This window comes from Labilibaculum sp., assembly GCF_963664555.1.
GTDB lineage: Bacteria > Bacteroidota > Bacteroidia > Bacteroidales > Marinifilaceae > Labilibaculum.
Map to the genome: position 1 here is coordinate 654,372 of NZ_OY761461.1, position 19,015 is coordinate 673,386.

At 38.3% G+C, this 19,015-nt stretch carries 9 protein-coding genes, 2 tRNA genes and 3 rRNA genes; 11 read left to right on the plus strand and 3 right to left on the minus strand.

Annotated elements, in window-relative coordinates; all coding sequences use genetic code 11:
- Window positions 1-150 precede the first annotated feature (150 nt).
- On the plus strand, window positions 151-2,508 hold the full coding sequence (locus ACKU4N_RS02720; RefSeq protein WP_321320402.1) for a PorE family type IX secretion system protein: 2,358 nt from the start codon (window positions 151-153) through the stop codon (window positions 2,506-2,508).
- Between the two features lie 111 nt (window positions 2,509-2,619).
- On the plus strand, window positions 2,620-3,789 hold the full coding sequence (locus tag ACKU4N_RS02725; protein ID WP_321320403.1) for an AIR synthase related protein: 1,170 nt from the start codon (window positions 2,620-2,622) through the stop codon (window positions 3,787-3,789).
- Window positions 3,790-3,862: 73 nt separating this feature from the next.
- Here ACKU4N_RS02725 and ACKU4N_RS02730 read toward each other — a convergent pair whose 3' ends face one another.
- Window positions 3,863-5,914 (minus strand): transglutaminase family protein, encoded by a 2,052-nt coding sequence (locus tag ACKU4N_RS02730; RefSeq protein ID WP_321320404.1) that lies wholly within the window; start codon window positions 5,912-5,914, stop codon window positions 3,863-3,865.
- Window positions 5,915-6,179: 265 nt separating this feature from the next.
- Between ACKU4N_RS02730 and prfA the strand changes: the two genes are divergently transcribed.
- From prfA to rrf, 9 genes are all read left to right on the plus strand, one after another.
- On the plus strand, window positions 6,180-7,265 hold the full coding sequence (gene prfA / locus ACKU4N_RS02735; RefSeq protein ID WP_321320405.1) for a peptide chain release factor 1: 1,086 nt from the start codon (window positions 6,180-6,182) through the stop codon (window positions 7,263-7,265).
- Between the two features lie 154 nt (window positions 7,266-7,419).
- Window positions 7,420-8,247 (plus strand): orotidine-5'-phosphate decarboxylase, encoded by an 828-nt coding sequence (gene pyrF / locus ACKU4N_RS02740; RefSeq protein ID WP_321320406.1) that lies wholly within the window; start codon window positions 7,420-7,422, stop codon window positions 8,245-8,247.
- 111 nt (window positions 8,248-8,358) lie between these two features.
- Window positions 8,359-9,645 carry a DUF2851 family protein gene (locus ACKU4N_RS02745; protein ID WP_321320407.1) on the plus strand — a complete coding sequence of 429 codons (1,287 nt, stop codon included), beginning with the start codon at window positions 8,359-8,361 and terminating at the stop codon, window positions 9,643-9,645.
- Between the two features lie 68 nt (window positions 9,646-9,713).
- Window positions 9,714-10,748 carry a potassium channel family protein gene (locus ACKU4N_RS02750; protein ID WP_321320408.1) on the plus strand — a complete coding sequence of 345 codons (1,035 nt, stop codon included), beginning with the start codon at window positions 9,714-9,716 and terminating at the stop codon, window positions 10,746-10,748.
- A 662-nt stretch (window positions 10,749-11,410) separates the two neighbouring features.
- A 16S ribosomal RNA gene (locus tag ACKU4N_RS02755) occupies window positions 11,411-12,930 on the plus strand.
- 143 nt (window positions 12,931-13,073) lie between these two features.
- A tRNA-Ile gene (locus ACKU4N_RS02760) sits at window positions 13,074-13,147 on the plus strand.
- A gap of 12 nt (window positions 13,148-13,159) precedes the next feature.
- A tRNA-Ala gene (locus tag ACKU4N_RS02765) sits at window positions 13,160-13,233 on the plus strand.
- Window positions 13,234-13,355: 122 nt separating this feature from the next.
- Window positions 13,356-16,230: ribosomal RNA gene (locus ACKU4N_RS02770) — 23S ribosomal RNA — on the plus strand.
- 106 nt (window positions 16,231-16,336) lie between these two features.
- Window positions 16,337-16,447 (plus strand): 5S ribosomal RNA (rrf, locus tag ACKU4N_RS02775).
- Together the 16S, 23S and 5S rRNA genes with 2 tRNA genes alongside form the textbook arrangement of a ribosomal RNA operon.
- Window positions 16,448-16,937: 490 nt before the next feature.
- Here the strand turns inward: rrf and kdsB are convergent.
- Window positions 16,938-17,687, minus strand: coding sequence for a 3-deoxy-manno-octulosonate cytidylyltransferase (gene kdsB / locus ACKU4N_RS02780; protein ID WP_321320409.1), 750 nt, complete (start codon window positions 17,685-17,687; stop codon window positions 16,938-16,940).
- 22 nt (window positions 17,688-17,709) lie between these two features.
- Complete coding sequence (locus tag ACKU4N_RS02785; RefSeq protein WP_321320410.1) at window positions 17,710-18,879, minus strand: sensor histidine kinase; 1,170 nt, start codon at window positions 18,877-18,879, stop codon at window positions 17,710-17,712.
- Between the last annotated feature and the right edge of the window lie 136 nt (window positions 18,880-19,015).

A 19,015-nucleotide genomic window follows, 5' to 3' on the forward strand; every position in this document is an offset into this window, starting at 1 on the left:
AAAAGTTCTAAAAGGATGTTCATAATTTGGACATCCTTTTTTTGTTTTGTATAAGAAATATTTATCTCTGTTAACAATACATTGACCGCTGAAATAAAATAATTATTTTTATACCTTGTTAGTTCAATAATTGAATTTTAAACTCATCTGATGAAGCTTTTTTCCAATATCTGTATTTTTATTATTCTGGGAGTATTTATTTCCTGTTCTTCGCAATCTTATGTAAATCGTGGCGATAAAATGGTTCAGTCCGGACAGTATTACTATGCACAAGGTTATTACGAAAAAGCTTATAAAAAGTCAAAGGATAAAGAACTAAAAGCCGATATAGCATTTAAAGCAGCGTCGTGTTTCGATCAGGTAAATGAAGTGCGTAAGGCTTCCTCATGGTATCGAAGAGCTATATTAAACCGGGATACTTTCTCAAATGCAGTTTTAAATTTAGCTTATGCTGAAGTGAAAAATGGGAAAATGGAAGAGGCCGAGGAAAATTTCTGGGAGTATCTGGATCTAAAGCCAGAAGCAAAAGCAGAGAATGATCCTTCTGAAATACTAAAAAGAATTAGCACATGGGAAGAGTATCCGGGAAGATATAAAGTGGAGATATTGAATGATTTTAATTCTTCGGGCAGTGATTTTTGCCCTGTTTATATGGGGAAGGATACAAATGTTATTTTTTTCTCATCAACAAGGAAGTTGAACGGTAAGCCTAAAAAAGACGGTGTTACAGGAGATTTTCATTCAAATATTTTTGAGGTGCATTATTCCAATGAAGTGATTCGAAAGAGTAAAAAAAGGAAAGGGAAAGAGGCAACATCACGAAAAGTAATTGTTGATACTTACCAATGGAGCAAAGCTCGTGGTGTGGGAGATACAATCAATACAGAATGGAATGAAGGAGCTGCATGTTTTTCTGCCGAGGCAGATGTATTGTATTTTACTTCATCGCGAAAAGTAAATAAAGACAATCAGGGAACAAAAATATTTGCTGTGCAAAGGCAGGAAGATGGCTGGGGAAGTGTCGCTCAACTTGATCTGGTTCCGGATAGTCTGTCCGTAGGGCATCCTTCTATTTCGGCTGATGGTAATATTCTGTATTTCGTATCCGATATGCCTGGTGGTTACGGAGGAAATGACATTTGGATGGTGAAAAAGAGTGGAAGCAGTTGGAGCGAACCTCAAAATATGGGGCGGCCAATCAATTCACCAGGCAACGAGTTATTCCCTTTTATAAAGAAAAATGGTGATTTATTCTTTGCTTCCGATCGGAAGGAAGGCATGGGCGGGTTGGACATTTATCAGGCAAAACGAGAAGAGACAGGAGTGTGGAAGGTGGAGAATATGAAATATCCAATAAATTCTACTGCTGATGATTTTTCAATTGTATTTCAGCCTGATCAGGAGAAAGGAATGTTTACATCTTCGCGGAAAAACGGCAACGATGATATTTATAGATTTGATTACGTGCCTTTACAGTTTTCTTTTTCGGGAAAAATTGTAAATTCTGAAACAAACGAATTTATCCCTAATGCAGCTATTCATATTGTTTCCTCAAATGGAGAACAAATGGATAGTAAATCTGCTGAAGAAGGGCAATTTAATGTGGAGCTTGATCCTGAATTGGAATATATTGTAATGGTTTCGGCAGAAGGATATCTAAATGGCAAAGAGCAGGTGAGTACTTTGGGGATAGAAGTCAGCCGTAATTTTAAATCAGTTATTGGTTTAAAACCAATTGAGAAGCCAATCGAATTGCCAAATATATTTTACGATTTTGGATCCTGGCAATTAAGAGAAGAATCTAAAACAGCTTTAGATGGTTTGGTGGAAACATTAAACGACAATCCTAAAATTACGATTGAATTGGGATCGCATACCGATTATGTCGGAAGTGAGTCTACCAACCGTGATCTTTCTCAGAAAAGAGCACAGTCTGTTGTCGATTATTTAATAGAGAAAGGAATCTACTGGGATCGGTTAATTGCTCATGGTTACGGGGAATCGAAACCTCAGACAATTAACGCGGTGAAGGCAAAAGAGTTTGACTTTTTAGCTGAAGGGGATGTGTTGAGTGAATCTTTTATCAGTAAGCTGAAAGAGAAAGAGAAGGATGAGGCTAATCAGTTGAATCGAAGAACCGATTTTAGAGTGCTGTCAACAGACTATCAGCCGGGGCCAAATTCTAAAATGAAACCAGGATCTGATTCCAGTCAAATAGGTAATACATTGATAAAAAATTTATCAGAAATTAAAGGCGTTTTCTATACCATTCAGATAGGAGCTTTCAATAAAAATACGATTCCTCCTACACTTCAAAAATACAAAGTTGTTTTCCGCGGAAGCGTAGATGATTCTACGGTGAGATACACTACCGGAATATTTGATGATTTGGAAGAGGCAAGGGCCGAAGCAGATAAGATTAGTAAAACTGGAATTAATGCATTTGTAATCGCGTACAATAAAGGGAAAAAGATTACCTTTGCCGAAGCAAAAAAAATGAAGAAGTAAATGAGTAAGTAAGAGGGAGTAGGACTGTTTTATCCATTTATTATTGAGAGATTTAAAGTCTGAGATTTCTAATCTTTTTGCTTGTTGCTTTTACCTTTTATCTAAACAACCATGAGAAAAGACGAAAGATATAACCTTAGAGGAGTGTCAGCTTCGAAGGAAGATGTGCATAGTGCAATTAAAAATCTGGATAAAGGATTGTATCCAAATGCATTTTGTAAAGTTGTTCCGGATTTCCTTGCGGGAGATGCAGACTATTGCAATATTATGCATGCCGATGGCGCAGGAACAAAATCATCTCTTGCCTACATGTATTGGAAGGAAACAGGAGATATTTCTGTATGGAAGGGCATTGCTCAGGATGCATTGATCATGAATTTGGATGATTTACTTTGTGTTGGTGCAGTTGATAATATTCTTTTGTCATCCACAATTGGAAGAAATAAAAACCTGATTCCTGGTGAAGTTCTTTCTCAGATTATTAACGGAACTGAAGAATTGTTAACGGAGTACAGTAAAATGGGAGTTAATATTCATTCTACAGGTGGCGAAACTGCTGATGTTGGAGATTTAGTCCGAACCATTATTGTCGACTCGACGGTTACTTGCCGAATGAAAAGAGAAGACGTAATTACAAATGAAAAAATCCAGGCTGGCGATGTAATTGTTGGTTTGTCATCATCAGGACAAGCAACTTACGAAACAGAATACAATGGAGGAATGGGTTCGAATGGACTGACTTCTGCCCGTCATGATGTTTTTTCAAAATATCTTGCTGAAAAGTATCCGGAAAGTTATGATAATGCTGTGCCAGCGGATTTGGTTTACTCAGGAAACTGTAAATTAACCGATAAAGTTGAAGGTGTTGATATTGATGCAGGTAAATTGGTACTTTCGCCAACAAGAACCTATGCACCGATTATTAAAAAAATCTTGGATCAATTCCGATCCCAAATTCACGGCATGATTCACTGTTCGGGTGGAGCACAAACAAAAGTGCTTAACTTTGTTGACAATATTCATATCGTTAAGGACAATATGTTTTCAGTTCCTCCACTTTTTAAGTTGATAAAAGAGCAGAGCGGAACTTCATGGGATGAGATGTACAAAGTATTTAATATGGGACATCGATTTGAATTATATGTTCCACAGGAAATTGCTGAAAATATTATCGCGATATCAAAAGAATTTAATGTAGATGCTCAGGTAATTGGCCGTTGTGAGCCAAACTCAGGAAAAAAATTGACGATTAAAAGTGAATTTGGAGAATTTGAGTATTAAGATATTGGAATATAATGCAAAGAGACTGTCTTATTTAAAGACAGTCTCTTTTTGTTTGAAATTAATTGGAGATTTATTTTATTGAAGTTGGATCGATTTTTTTCAATACCAAAATTTGGTTTTCCTTTGCAATAACATGATTATAGAATTCTTTTAAATATTCATATTCGGAAGATAAATATTGTGATTTTCCTGTGTTAAAAGAATATTTAATCATCACTTTGTTAGCAGATTTATTAATCTGGTATATGTATTCCCCACCATTATCAGGAAGTACTATTTTAGAAGATTTTGGTTGTTCCTCAATTGTGAAGTTAGTAGGAAGTTCCAAAAGCAGAAGGTAATTTACAGTTATTGGATATCCAAAATTAACAGGATACTCTCTTTGTTCCAGTTTAAATGGGTTTTCATGTGTTTTGTATTTTAAAATAGGATTCAAATAGATTCGTTCACCTTCCATGTTGGCTGCATTTTCAATTTCTGCCATATAGCTTATTTGAACGGGATTGTTTCTATCATCCAGATTTTTATATTCAATATCTGTAATGTTCCAGTCTTCGTAATCTGATTTCAATTTTTCGGTATATCCTTCGGTGTTGTTTGAAATCGTTTTTCTGATATCCACTCCTTTATAGTCATAAAAAGCTTCGCTTATTTTGCCTTCAAGCTGACCTTCTTCTGTTAGGATAAGGGTTGATACAATTGCAATTTTTGATCCTTTGTTGGGATCCAGGTTGATCCATTCGGAGTTAGTTTCAGTGATTAATCTTCCCTTGTCATTTAAACATCGAAACGGAAGAATTCCAATTGGACAATAGGGATCTGTTGCATCCATCAAATAACTTTTGTCTCCTATCTTTGCGCAGGCAACTACATAGTTCATTTGGGTTATTGTTGGGTGTGATGGATGGATAATTCCGTTTTGCCGCGTGCTCAAAGCAACTGGGTTGGCCTGTATTCCTGCTTTGCGAAGCATGGCGACTAAAAGTAAATTGATTTCAGCAGAACTTCCCGATTTTTCTTTCCAGACTGATCTTAGGCTATTGTCACAAAACAATTTGTTTTTTTCATTCCATTTAATACTGTTTTGTACACTCTGAAAAATTATTGCCATTTTTTCTTCTTCACTTTGTACTCCGGAAATTAAAGGCGCAATGACATCTTCAACAAATCCATCTTTTTTTAAGGTTCCTCCAAAATAGTCCGATTTAATTAGTTTGTTTTGAACATCCTCCCAGGAGGAAGTAAAATTATGCAATGCTCCATAATCATACTTGTAAGATTGCAATTCAAATTCAATGCAGCTTAAGTAGTTTTCCTCGGCAAGCATGTACGATTCTTTTTTAAAAGAAGGAATGTTTTCCGCATAGTATTCATTAATATTTGAAATAGGTGTGAGATTGTACTGGTGTTCAATCATCTGCGCACTTCCTGATTGGTTGTCTATTTCCTTGTATTTGATCAAAAAGTTTTCGGGTCTGCTTGTTTCTTTTAATTTTGTTATGGGGTAATATCCTTTTGTTGTTATCTGATAGTTAAAATAACTTGGTATTCGGGTATTGTATTTAGAATACTCAACAGGTATGTTGTATTGAAATTGCCAGGCTTTAAAATTTTGTTTGAATGGAGAGGAAATTTGATACTTTACCTCAATAACAGAGCCAACTTTTATATTTGGCATGGTAAATTTTATTCTATTCCAGTTTGGGGTAGTTTCTTCTTTAAAAATTGAATTCTTTTCGAGTTTATCGATAAGGATTTTACCGTCCAAATTATAGGTTCTTCCTTTAATTGAACTTGTCTTTTCCTCACCGTTTTCACTATGGTACAAAGGAATTTTAAATGTTGCAAAATCAAAGCCTTCCGGTTTTAGTATTTTTATTCGTACATGGCGCTCAAACTTACAGATAAAATCAGTATTATCATTTATATACTCTGTTTCGAAGTAAGAGGATCCACTATCATATAAAATAACGGCAGCCGCACTGGTGTCTTGCTGGTACACTGTCATTTCTAATTCTTCCACAGAGACTTTCCCAAATTTAATTTTTTCATTATCAGCCTTGGAGTAGCCAGCTAATAGAATAAGAAGAAGCGAAAAAGTAGTCTTTATTAAATTGTTCATAGTTTGTTTGGTTAGTGTGTGATTATAATATTTTAATCTTGTTAGTTGGGCAGTTTGAATCTACATTCCTAAAATTAAGATTTATTAGATTAAATAAAAATTTTTAAATGATTGATAAATAATTTACTATGCGAAAATATTGGTCGGATAATTCATGGAACGGCCTTAAGTCGGGGATTTCTTAAAAATCAGCATCTAAATAGTGAAAGCTTTATTTAAAATGATTTTATTTTTATAATTTTGTCCAAAATTTAGAATACAGAATATGAGCAGTAATTTGTTACTCGATAAATTAGAAGGTGTCCTTATCCGATTCAAGGAGGTTAGTCAGTTGATAACTGACCCCGAAGTGATGGGAGACATGAAGAGGTATATAAAGTTAAGCAAGGAATATAAGGAATTGGAAGCTGTTTCTGATGCCGCTAAAGAATTTAGAGATGCTCTTGATAGGATCAATGAATCAAAGGAGATTTTAAACAGCGAATCGGATGAGGAGTTGCGCGAAATGGCAAAAATGGAATTGGAAGAATTAGAAGTTAAAATTCCTGAGTTAGAAGAAGAAATTAAATTGCTTCTGATACCTGCTGATCCCGAAGATTCTAAAAATGCTATTCTTGAGGTTCGGGCCGGTGCCGGTGGTGACGAGGCGAGTATTTTTGCCGGAGAACTGGCCAGAATGTATACGAAGTTTTGTGAATCTAAGGGTTGGAAGGTTTCAATTTCAAGTTTTAGTGAAGGAACTTCGGGAGGATATAAGGAAATTGTAATGAACGTAACCGGAAACGGTGTTTACGGGATTTTAAAATATGAATCGGGAGTACACCGTGTACAAAGGGTTCCACAAACAGAAACACAAGGTCGTGTTCATACCAGTGCAGCTTCGGTTGCTGTTCTTCCTGAAGCGGAAGAATTTGATATCGATGTAAAAGAAAGTGATATTCGTAAGGATACCTATTGTTCATCGGGCCCCGGAGGACAGTCTGTGAATACAACCTATTCTGCCATTCGTTTAACTCACAATCCAACCGGCATTGTGGTTACATGTCAGGATCAGAAATCACAGATTAAGAATTTAGCCAAAGCAATGGTTGAATTGCGTTCCCGTATTTATGCATTGGAGCATCAAAAATATCTTGATGAAATTTCATCCAAGCGTAAAACAATGGTTTCTACCGGCGACAGATCAGCAAAAATCCGCACATACAATTTTCCGCAGGGAAGGGTGACGGATCATCGTATTAACTTTACGATGTACAATTTGGCGGCCACGATGGATGGGGATATTCAGGAAGTAATTGACAAGCTTCAAATTGAAGAAAATTCAGAACGACTTAAAGAAAGTGGTTTGTAATAATATTGGCAGTGGTTTTTCCACTGCCTTTTTTGTAATAACTAGTGAACAACCAAAGAAATGGAATGCATGTTTTTATATAATCAATATTCTGGGTATGATTATTTAATTTTCAGTAAGTTCCATCTCATCAAAACATTAAAATTATAAACAGATGAATTACCAAGCATTATTCGAGCAAATTAAGAAAAAGAAGAGTTTTCTCTGTGTAGGTTTAGATAGTGACATAAAGAAAATACCTGCTCATCTTTTAAATACTGAAGATCCGGTTTTCGAATTTAATAAAGCAATAGTAGATGCTACAGCAGAATTTACAGTTGCTTATAAACCGAATATTGCATTTTATGAATGTCTTGGTGCCAAAGGATGGATTAGTCTTGAAAAAACGGTAAACTACATCAAAGAGAATTATTCAGATATTTTCCTGATTGCTGATGCTAAAAGAGGAGATATTGGAAATACTTCAAAAATGTATGCAAGTGCTTTTCTTGAGAATATGCCTTTCGATTCAATTACTGTGGCTCCTTATATGGGAGAAGATTCGGTAACACCTTTTCTTGAATACGATAATAAATGGGTGATTCTGTTAGCTCTAACATCAAATAAGGGTGCTTTCGATCTGCAGTTTTTTGAACAGAATAATCAGAGGTTGTTTGAAAGAGTGCTTGAGAAATCTCAGGAATGGGGCTCGAAAGAGAATATGATGTACGTTGTTGGAGCTACAAAAGCTGAAATGTTAGGCGATATACGAAAAATTGCTCCAGAACATTTTTTGTTGGTTCCGGGTGTTGGTGCTCAGGGGGGAAGCTTGCAAGAGGTGGCTAAGTATGGAATGAATAATGCTTGCGGATTATTAGTGAATTCGTCGAGAGGAATTATTTTTGCTGATTCTTCGGAAAAATTTGCTGATGTGGCTAAGGAGAAATCTAAAGAATTGCAAGAAGAAATGGAGTTGTTGCTTAAAGAGAAATTTTTGATATAGATTCAAACTAAAAATTTTTAAAGGCGGTAATCAATGATTTTACCGCCTTTTTTATTGATAAATGCATGATAAATTGTTAAATTCGATTTTTGATGATTTAAAATTGATTCGATGAATGAAGATTTCCTGCAGTTCATTTGGAAACAGAATCTGTTTTCTAAAACAAGTCTTTTCTCCACAAAAGGAAATGCAATTGAAATTATTGATGTAGGAAAACAAAATTCTGACTCCGGACCAGATTTTTTTGATGCTAGAATAAGGATAGATAATGTTCTTTGGGCTGGAAATGTTGAAATACATTTAAAATCTTCTTCATGGTATTCTCATGGGCACGATGCTGACCCAGCATATGAAAATGTAGTGCTGCATGTTGTTTTGGAAGATGATTCAGCTGTTGTTTTGAGAAATAATCGCGTCATTCCCTGTTTGGTGCTTCGGTTCACTTCTGAATTATTGAATAACTACAGAAAGCTAATGTTATCTGAAAAATGGATTCCCTGTGTGGATGAAATTGGTAAAATTGAAAGTTTTTTTGTTCGGAATTGGCTGGATAGAATGCTTCTGGAGCGTTTGGAGCGGAAGTCTCATGAAATTCAAGAGATTTTGGAACAAAATAACAACTCTTGGGAGGAAACATTTTATCAGGTGCTGGCACGATATTTTGGAATGAAAGTGAATGCTGATCCTTTTCAACAGCTGGCCAGATCCATTCCAATGAAATTCCTGGCCCGGCAAAAGAATTCTATTTTTCAATTGGAAGCATTGCTTTTTGGACAATCAGGTTTATTTGAAAAGTTCGATTGTGAAGATGTATATTTGAATAAGTTGAAGTTGGAATATGAATTCCTGGCCAATAAATATCAATTGAAAGCATTGTCTCCTGGTCAATGGAAGTGGTTACGCCTGCGACCATCAAATTTTCCTACAATTAGAATCGCGCAATTTGCCGCCTTGGTTCATAATTCACAGTCCTTGTTTTCACAAATTCTTCATGCGAATTCAATAGAGGATATCTCAAGCTTATTGAATTGTCAAGCTTCCGAGTATTGGACTAGTCATTATCAATTCGGCTTGGACTCGAATGAAAAAGTTAAGATTCTTGGGCAATCGAGTATCAACGGGTTGATTATTAATTGTGTCGTCCCTGTTTTATTTCTCTATGGGGCAGCAAATGATTCTCAAAAATTGAAAGATAAAGCTTGTAATTTATTGGATAAAGTTTCTGCAGAGGAGAATTCAGTTACTCGAAAATGGAAAGAATGCGGTGTTAACGTGAAGTCTGCATACCATTCTCAGGCCTTACTGCAATTAAAGTCTAATTATTGTGATTTATTTAATTGTTTGCAGTGTGAATTTGGAAATAGAATTATTCGCCGCCTTGATGTTGATTTAAATTGATAAAAACATATTTTTTTTGTCGATTTTGTAAGGCTTTAATGATTATATTAGATTTTAATCTTACACGAATGAATAAACGGAAAATTTGGGAGGAAAACATACGCACATTAGGCATCGCGATGTCATTTTTGATACTGGCAATTCTTATTGGCACATCTGGATTCATGTTTCTGAATGATGCCTATACTTTTGTTGATGCCCTTTACATGACCGTGATTACCATTACAACAGTTGGATTTACTGAAGTACATCCATTGTCGGATACAGGGAAACTGTTTACAATATTTTTAATTTTCGTTAGTTTTGGAATATTTGGATATTTAGCTTCGGCAGTAACCAGATTTATTTTAGATGGCGTTTTTCGTAGAAATTTAAAAGATTATAGAACCGTGAGAAGTATAGAGAAATTAAGTGGACACGTTATTGTTTGTGGTTTTGGAAGAAATGGGAAACAGGCATGCCTTGAATTGATTGCACATGGAGAAAATGTTGTTGTTGTTGATTCTGAGGAAAGCAGTATTGATAATGTTCGTTTAATTCCTGAACTATTGTTTGTTCAGGGCGATGCTACTCAGGAAGAAGTGCTGAGTTTGGCAAATATTTCCAATGCCAAAGCATTGATAACTGCAATTCCGAATGATGCTGAGAATGTATATGTTGTGCTTACTGCCAGGGAAATGAATGCAACGATCAAGATTATATCACGATCAGAAAAAAGTCAGTCCGACAATAAATTAAAAAGAGCAGGAGCCAATAATGTTATCATGCCTGATCGGCTAGGAGGACAACAAATGGCAAAATTGGTTGCACAGCCTGATGTTGTGGAATTTTTGGATAATATTCTGTTGCAATCAACCAAAGGGGTGAAGTTGGAAGAAGTTAGCTGTTGTGAGTTGGCAAATTGTTTTGTGGGCAAATCCATTCGTGAGTTAAACGTAAGAGATAAATCAGGAGCCAATATAATTGGTTTAAAAGATGAAGGAGGGGCATATGTATACAATCCGTCTCCTGAAATAGTTCTCGATAAGTCTTTTCATCTATTTGTTTTAGGAAATAAAGAGCAAGTTTACAATTTAAAGCAACTATTGGTAGAAGGGATATAATAGTAATTTCTTATTGTTGAGATAGAATAGGTAATCACAATCCAGGTTGTGATTTTTTTATTGCTGTAAATCAGCGTTTTGAATTTTTGTTTTGTTTTTTTTTATAAAACATTTGGAAGTATGGAGACTCTTCCGTTATATTTGCATCCACTTTCAACGGAGAGTGGATTTATAAAATGGTTGTTTAGTAGTATTTTTATAGGCAGTGGTAGGGTGGTCGTAGGAATCTTTTTATGATTGTATACACCTACTAAACTTCCAATTTTATTTTTTTTTGAATTTTTTTTACTTTGGGATTAGGATATGTTGAATTAAATGATTTATCTTTGCACCCGCTTTAAGAGTTAACGAACTCGTGAGCCACTAGGAAACGTGGGGTTTGCAGTGAGATTAGCTTGAAAAAAAAAGTTAAAAAAAGATTTGCAAGTTTAGGATTTATTTCTTTATCTTTGCACTCGCTTTTAGGGACAGCAACGGCTGTCTTGTTAAGAATGAAATTTTAGAACGGGTTGCCTTTTTAAGTAAGGGAAAAACGGCCGGGAAAAGTTCTTTGAAAATATTGGAAACAACAAGTTAGGTAAATACAAGAATAATACCTTGTCAATAAAGAATTACGATAACTTTAATACATTCATGAGCAGAATTATAACAAAAGTTTTTATACAACGAAGAGTTTGATCCTGGCTCAGGATGAACGCTAGCGACAGGCCTAACACATGCAAGTCGAGGGGTATAAGCAGCTTGCTGCTTAGAGACCGGCGCACGGGTGAGTAACGCGTATGCAACCTACCTTTTACTGGGGGATAGCCCAAAGAAATTTGGATTAATACCGCATAATATATTTGAATCGCATGGTTTGGATATTAAATCTACGGAGGTAAAAGATGGGCATGCGTAGCATTAGTTAGTTGGTGAGGTAACGGCTCACCAAGACTATGATGCTTAGGGGGTCTGAGAGGATAGTCCCCCACACTGGTACTGAGACACGGACCAGACTCCTACGGGAGGCAGCAGTGAGGAATATTGGTCAATGGGCGCAAGCCTGAACCAGCCATGTCGCGTGCAGGATGACGGCCCTATGGGTTGTAAACTGCTTTTTTACAGGAATAAACTTTACTACGTGTAGTGAACTGAAGGTACTGTAAGAATAAGGATCGGCTAACTCCGTGCCAGCAGCCGCGGTAATACGGAGGATCCAAGCGTTATCCGGATTTATTGGGTTTAAAGGGTCCGTAGGCGGGCTTTTAAGTCAGTGGTGAAATCCCGGAGCTCAACTCCGGAACTGCCATTGATACTGAAGGCCTTGAATTTAGTTGAGGTGGGCGGAATACGTTATGTAGCGGTGAAATGCATAGATATAACGTAGAACACCGATTGCGAAGGCAGCTCACTAAGCTAACATTGACGCTGATGGACGAAAGCGTGGGGAGCGAACAGGATTAGATACCCTGGTAGTCCACGCCGTAAACGATGATTACTCGTTGTGCACAATACACCGTGCGTGACTGAGCGAAAGCATTAAGTAATCCACCTGGGGAGTACGTTCGCAAGAATGAAACTCAAAGGAATTGACGGGGGCCCGCACAAGCGGAGGAACATGTGGTTTAATTCGATGATACGCGAGGAACCTTACCTGGACTTAAATGTAGATTGACCGGCTTAGAAATAGGCTTTCTCTTCGGAGCAATTTACAAGGTGCTGCATGGTTGTCGTCAGCTCGTGCCGTGAGGTGTCGGGTTAAGTCCCATAACGAGCGCAACCCCTATCGTTAGTTGCTAACAGGTTAAGCTGAGGACTCTAGCGAGACTGCCACCGTAAGGTGAGAGGAAGGTGGGGATGACGTCAAATCAGCACGGCCCTTACGTCCAGGGCTACACACGTGTTACAATGGCCAGTACAAAGGGCTGCTACCAGGCGACTGGATGCTAATCTCTAAAGCTGGTCTCAGTTCGGATCGGAGTCTGCAACTCGACTCCGTGAAGTTGGATTCGCTAGTAATCGTAGATCAGCAACGCTACGGTGAATACGTTCCCGGGCCTTGTACACACCGCCCGTCAAGCCATGGAAGCCGAGGGGACCTGAAGTACGTAACCGCAAGGAGCGTCCTAGGGTAAAATTGGTAACTGGGGCTAAGTCGTAACAAGGTAGCCGTACCGGAAGGTGTGGCTGGAACACCTCCTTTCTAGAGATTGGAAGTATTAATATAGATATTGTAGTTCGATAAGGAATTGCTCTGTATTTCCTGACTGATTGTTTTCATAAATTTATTTATACCATAACCCATAGCGTTAGGGTGTTTTCACCGCTAAGCTGATAGGTAGTAATAGTCCTGTAGCTCAGTTGGTTAGAGCACTACACTGATAATGTAGGGGTCCGCAGTTCAAATCTGCGCAGGACTACACAACGTTTATGGGGGATTAGCTCAGTTGGCTAGAGCGCCTGCCTTGCACGCAGGAGGTCATCGGTTCGACTCCGATATTCTCCACAGAAATACAAATGGTGTATTTAAAGTTCTTTGACATATTGAAACAAAATTAAAGTAGAAGTAACAAAAGTAAAGAAACAGGGATGAATTTCGGCAACGAGATTTATTTTTTGTTAACACAATAAGAAGTAATTAAGAGCGTATGGCGGATGCCTTGGCTCTCAGAGGCGATGAAGGACGTGATAAGCTGCGATAAGTCATGGAGAGGTGCAAATAACCTTTGACCCGTGAATTTCCGAATGGGGCAACCCATCTATTTATAGATATCCAGCAATGGAGGCAAACCCGGAGAACTGAAACATCTAAGTACCCGGAGGAGAAGAAAACAAAAGTGATTCCCCTAGTAGTGGCGATCGAACGGGGATCAGCCCAAACCTATATTGTTTCGGCAATGTAGGGGTTGTAGGACTGCAATAAGAGAAATGGCGTGAAGTGGAAGTGTTTGGAAAGACACACCGTAGAGAGTGATAGTCTCGTACACGTAAGCAAAAAGCCTCTAGCAGTATCCTGAGTAGCGCGGAACACGAGAAATTCTGTGTGAATCTGCCGGGACCATCCGGTAAGGCTAAATACTCCTGAGAGACCGATAGTGAACAAGTACCGTGAGGGAAAGGTGAAAAGCACCTCGAATAGAGGAGTGAAATAGTACCTGAAACCATACGCTTACAAGCGGTCGGAGCACCTTTTGGTGTGACGGCGTGCCTTTTGCATAATGAGCCTACGAGTTACTCCTCACTAGCGAGATTAAGGGCTTCAGGTCCGTAGTCGAAGCGAAAGCGAGTCTGAATAGGGCGTAAAGTTAGTGGGGGTAGACGCGAAACTTGGTGATCTACCCATGGTCAGGCTGAAGCTCTGTTAATCCAGAGTGGAGGGCCCAACCCGTTGACGTTGAAAAGTCTTGGGATGAACTGTGGGTAGGGGTGAAAGGCCAATCAAACTGAGAAATAGCTCGTACTCCCCGAAATGCATTTAGGTGCAGCGTCAGAGTCGAGAGTTATAGAGGTAGAGCTACTGATTGGATGCGAGGGCTTCACCGCCTATCAAATCCAGACAAACTCCGAATGCTATAACTTATATCTGGCAGTGAGCCCGTGGGTGCTAAGGTCCACGGACGAGAGGGAAAGAACCCAGACCATCAGCTAAGGTCCCCAAATGTATGTTAAGTTGAACTAACGAGGTGAGATTGCATTGACAGCTAGGATGTTGGCTTGGAAGCAGCCATTCATTTAAAGAGTGCGTAACAGCTCACTAGTCGAGCGATCTTGCATGGATGATAATCGGGCATAAAACATACTACCGAAGCTATGGATTTAGAATTTATTCTAACTGGTAGGGGAGCATTCCAGCGGCGCAGAAGCAGTGTGGTAATGCATTGTGGAGCTTCTGGAAAAGCAAATGTAGGCATAAGTAACGATAATGCGGGTGAGAAACCCGCACGCCAATAGACTAAGGTTTCCTGATCAACGCTAATCGGATCAGGGTTAGTCGGGACCTAAGGGGTAGCCGAAAGGCGAACTCGATGGACAACGGGTTAATATTCCCGTACCGGCTTTAACTGCGATGGGGTGACGAAGAGATGAAAGCACCGCGAACTGACGGAATAGTTCGTTGAAGACCGTACGTGATGATAGATGCAGGCAAATCCGCATCTTGAGCTGAAAGTCGATAGTACTGCAATGCTACGGCAGCGCAGATAGTGTGCCTAATTTTACTTCCAAGAAAAACCTCTAAGCTTCAGGTTAAAGTTGCCCGTACCTCAAACCGACACAGGTAGTCAAGTAGAGTATACTAAGGCGCTCGAGTGATTCATGGCTAAGGAACTCGGCAAAATAGTCCTGTAACTTCGGGAGAAAGGACGCTCTCAGTAATGAGAGCCGCAGTGAAATGGCCCAGGCGACTGTTTATCAAAAACACATGGCTTTGCAAAAACGAAAGTTGAAGTATAAGGCCTGACACCTGCCCGGTGCTGGAAGGTTAAGTGGAGATGTTATTTTCGGAGAAGCATTGAAATGAAGCCCCAGTAAACGGCGGCCGTAACTATAACGGTCCTAAGGTAGCGAAATTCCTTGTCGGGTAAGTTCCGACCTGCACGAATGGTGTAACGATCTGGGCACTGTCTCAGCCATGAGCTCGGTGAAATTGTAGTATCGGTGAAGATGCCGATTACCCGCAACGGGACGGAAAGACCCCGTGCACCTTTACTGCAGCTTCACATTGATTTTGGGTAAGTAATGTGTAGGATAGGACGGAGACTACGAAGCGGCCTCGCCAGGGGCTGTGGAGTCAACCTTGAAATACGTCCCTTTGCTTATCTGGAGTCTAACGTCTAACGACGGACAGTGTGTGGTGGGTAGTTTGACTGGGGTGGTCGCCTCCAAAAGAGTAACGGAGGCTTCTAAAGGTACCCTCAACACGTTTGGTAATCGTGTGTAGAGTGCAATGGCACAAGGGTGCTTGACTGTGAGACATACAGGTCGATCAGGTACGAAAGTAGAGCATAGTGATCCGGTGGTTCCGCATGGAAGGGCCATCGCTCAAAGGATAAAAGGTACGCCGGGGATAACAGGCTGATCGCTCCCAAGAGCTCATATCGACGGAGCGGTTTGGCACCTCGATGTCGGCTCGTCACATCCTGGGGCTGGAGAAGGTCCCAAGGGTTGGGCTGTTCGCCCATTAAAGTGGCACGCGAGCTGGGTTCAGAACGTCGTGAGACAGTTCGGTCCCTATCTGTTGTGGGCGTTGGAAATTTGAGAGGATCTGACTCTAGTACGAGAGGACCGGGTTGGACGAACCTCTAGTGCATCTGTTGTGGCGCCAGCTGCATTGCAGAGTAGCTACGTTCGGAAGGGATAAGTGCTGAAAGCATCTAAGCACGAAGCCTACCTCAAGATGAGATTTCCTTTAAGGGTCGTTGGAGACTACGACGTTGATAGGTTGCAGGTGTAAAGGTGGTGACATCAAAGCCGAGCAATACTAATTACCCTAATACTTCTGAGTGCGGGGTTCATCGCTGAATTTTTTCGGATGCTATTTTTACTTTAATTTTTTTGATATGTCTATGATATAATCTTGCGGGTGTAAGCTCAATATTAGATTAATGATTTTAGGTGTCTATTGCAACGGGGTTCCACCTCTTCCCATTCCGAACAGAGAAGTTAAGCCCGTTAGCGCCGATGGTACTGCCGAAAGGTGGGAGAGTAGGTCGACGCCGACTTTTAAAAGAGTCTTGTTCCAATGAGAATGAGACTCTTTTTTTTTGCCGTAAATGCCGGTACATTAGAAAAAAAAGATCCAGCCAATGAAGTTCAATCCAACGATTGGAATGGGAATCAGGAATCAAATGGGGATTGATTTGAAGTGAAAAAAAATGCTTCCGTGAATGTTCTCAATGGATAAGTCGGATTCCGGCATTACAGACTTTTTAAGTGTGAGTAATGTAAATATCTATGCTTCGTTGTATAGATGTTATCATCTCCCTAAATGGCTCGTATGTCATATCCCAGACATGAAATATGACTCATATTTGTACAGAGTAAACTTAACAACTTTGATTCTTCTGGAGAGAGTTTCTCTTGTTGATTATTTAAAGTTATTATTCACAATACTGGATCGAAAATGAGTTTCCCGATAGAGTATTACTTTAGTGTTGGTTCTTTGGTGATACCAAATGAGTATTACAGAAAAATAAAAGTATAAAAAAGGGACTATAAAAGTCCCATTTCCTTTACTCTAAGTAAATCTTCAGGAGTATCTATCCCGATTGATTCATGTTCTGTTATCTCTGTCTGTATCCAATAGCCATTCTCAAGCCAACGCAATTGCTCTAAGGATTCCGATAATTCTAATTTGCTTTGGTCTAATTTAGTAACTTTCATTAAAGCATCAAACCGGTAGGCGTACATTCCTATATGTTTGAAAAAAGTATTTTTTGAAAGCCATTTTTTCTGATCTTCACCGCGTACAAAAGGTACTGCTGACCGACTGAAATATAAGGCGCGGTTATCCTTTGCAGTTACTACCTTAACTTTGTTTGGATCAAAAATCTCAGCAGTATTTGTAATTGCTTTTATTAATGTTGCAATTTCAGTAGCGGGATTTTTGAAGCAGGATTTTAATGAATTAATTTGTTCTGGCTGAATAAAAGGTTCATCACCCTGAATGTTGATCACCACATTGAAATCAAGCTTTAGTATTTTGGTGATAATATTAGCTGCTTCAGCAATCCGATCCGTACCACTTTTATGATCTGAGGAGGTCATAATTACCTTTCCGCCAAAGTTTTTTACAGCTTCTTCAATCCTTATATCATCGGTTGCTACATAAACATGCTCAAGCGCTTGTTGAGCTTGTTCGTATACTTTTTGAATCATTGGTTTGCCACTAATATCGGCCAAAGGTTTACCAGGAAACCTTGTAGATGCATATCTTGCTGGTATAATTCCTAAGAATTTCATTCTTGTTTTATTTTTACTTGTTTTAATTTAATGGCAAAGTAAACAAAAATTCAGAACCTTTTCCTAGTTTGCTATGAGCCATTATTTCTCCTCCATGACCATTCACAATTTTTTTAGCTATAGCTAAACCTAAACCAGTACTACTTTCGTTTGCAGTAGTTTTAGCGCTTGTTTTTCCAAATTCGGTAAATAAATTTTTTAATTCCTGATCAGGAATACCAACACCTTGATCGTTAACTGATATTTCAATATGTGAATTGTTCTTTTTAATAATAACGGAGATTGTAGTGTTTGGATTTGAGTATTTCAAAGCATTGCTTAATAGATTGTGCAGTACTTGCTCAATTTTGTTTTTGTCGATGGAAATTGAGGTAGCAGCCGGTGTTGATGGAAAATTAATTTCAATGTTCTTTTTTTTTGCGAAAATTTTATTGATTTTTATTGCGTTTTCAACTATTTCCTGAATATTTTCATCCTTTTTATCCAATTTAAGTTTACCCATTTCAATTTTTGATATATCCAGCAATTCATTGATTAAGTTTATGGAAAACTGACTGCTGTCTTTTATCAATCTAATGAACTCAATTCTATCTTCATCGGAGAATTCGTGATATGAATCCAAAAGTAGATTGGAAAAGGATTTTATAGCACCAATTGGATTACGAAGGTCGTGTGCAGCGATACCTAGAAATTTCGATTTTTGTTTATTAAGTACACGAAGTGTTTCATTTTGTTCTTCAAGCTTATTTCTGCTATTTTCTAATTCTGTATTGTCATCAACAATTACCAGAATAAATTCCTTGCCATAGTATTGAATGTATCTGGTAGAATACAGGAAATGTTTGGTCACTTTTTTAATATCTGAGTAAAAATCCCGGGATAGTTTTCTTCTGTTTGTAGGTACTCTTTTAGACAAGGTTTTTAAAATATCTCTTCTTAGAATACAATTTTTACAATAAGAAGTTTCGCCGCATAATGCATTCTCTTCAACTGCAAATTTACATCCCAATGCATTACCACATAAATTGCCAAGTATTTTTTCTTCTTGTTTTTGAAAAAGAAGAGAAAAAGATTCATTCATGTTTTCAACACGAGCATTTTTATCAAGAATAAATAGTGCCGATGTGATATTATCGAATAAAATGTTTAAAAATTCATTTGATTCTTTTAAGTTCTCGAGGTTGATTGACATAGTATCTCAGGTTTAAATACTTCATAAATTTCTAGATATTTACGTGAGTTACAGGAAAAGGATACTGAAAATTAACAATCTTTAATGATATTAATTGAGCAGAATTGCCTTCTAATTTTAAAAAGTAGTAATTTTG

Bases quoted from the DNA above. Each gene is read 5' to 3' on its own strand.
- ACKU4N_RS02785 (WP_321320410.1), bottom strand. From the start codon at position 18,879: ATGTCAATCAACCTCGAGAACTTAAAAGAATCAAATGAATTTTTAAAC.
- pyrF (WP_321320406.1), top strand. From the start codon at position 7,420: ATGAATTACCAAGCATTATTCGAGCAAATTAAGAAAAAGAAGAGTTTT.
- kdsB (WP_321320409.1), bottom strand. From the start codon at position 17,687: ATGAAATTCTTAGGAATTATACCAGCAAGATATGCATCTACAAGGTTT.
- ACKU4N_RS02720 (WP_321320402.1), top strand. From the start codon at position 151: ATGAAGCTTTTTTCCAATATCTGTATTTTTATTATTCTGGGAGTATTT.
- ACKU4N_RS02745 (WP_321320407.1), top strand. From the start codon at position 8,359: ATGAATGAAGATTTCCTGCAGTTCATTTGGAAACAGAATCTGTTTTCT.
- prfA (WP_321320405.1), top strand. From the start codon at position 6,180: ATGAGCAGTAATTTGTTACTCGATAAATTAGAAGGTGTCCTTATCCGA.
- ACKU4N_RS02730 (WP_321320404.1), bottom strand. From the start codon at position 5,914: ATGAACAATTTAATAAAGACTACTTTTTCGCTTCTTCTTATTCTATTA.
- ACKU4N_RS02725 (WP_321320403.1), top strand. From the start codon at position 2,620: ATGAGAAAAGACGAAAGATATAACCTTAGAGGAGTGTCAGCTTCGAAG.
- ACKU4N_RS02750 (WP_321320408.1), top strand. From the start codon at position 9,714: ATGAATAAACGGAAAATTTGGGAGGAAAACATACGCACATTAGGCATC.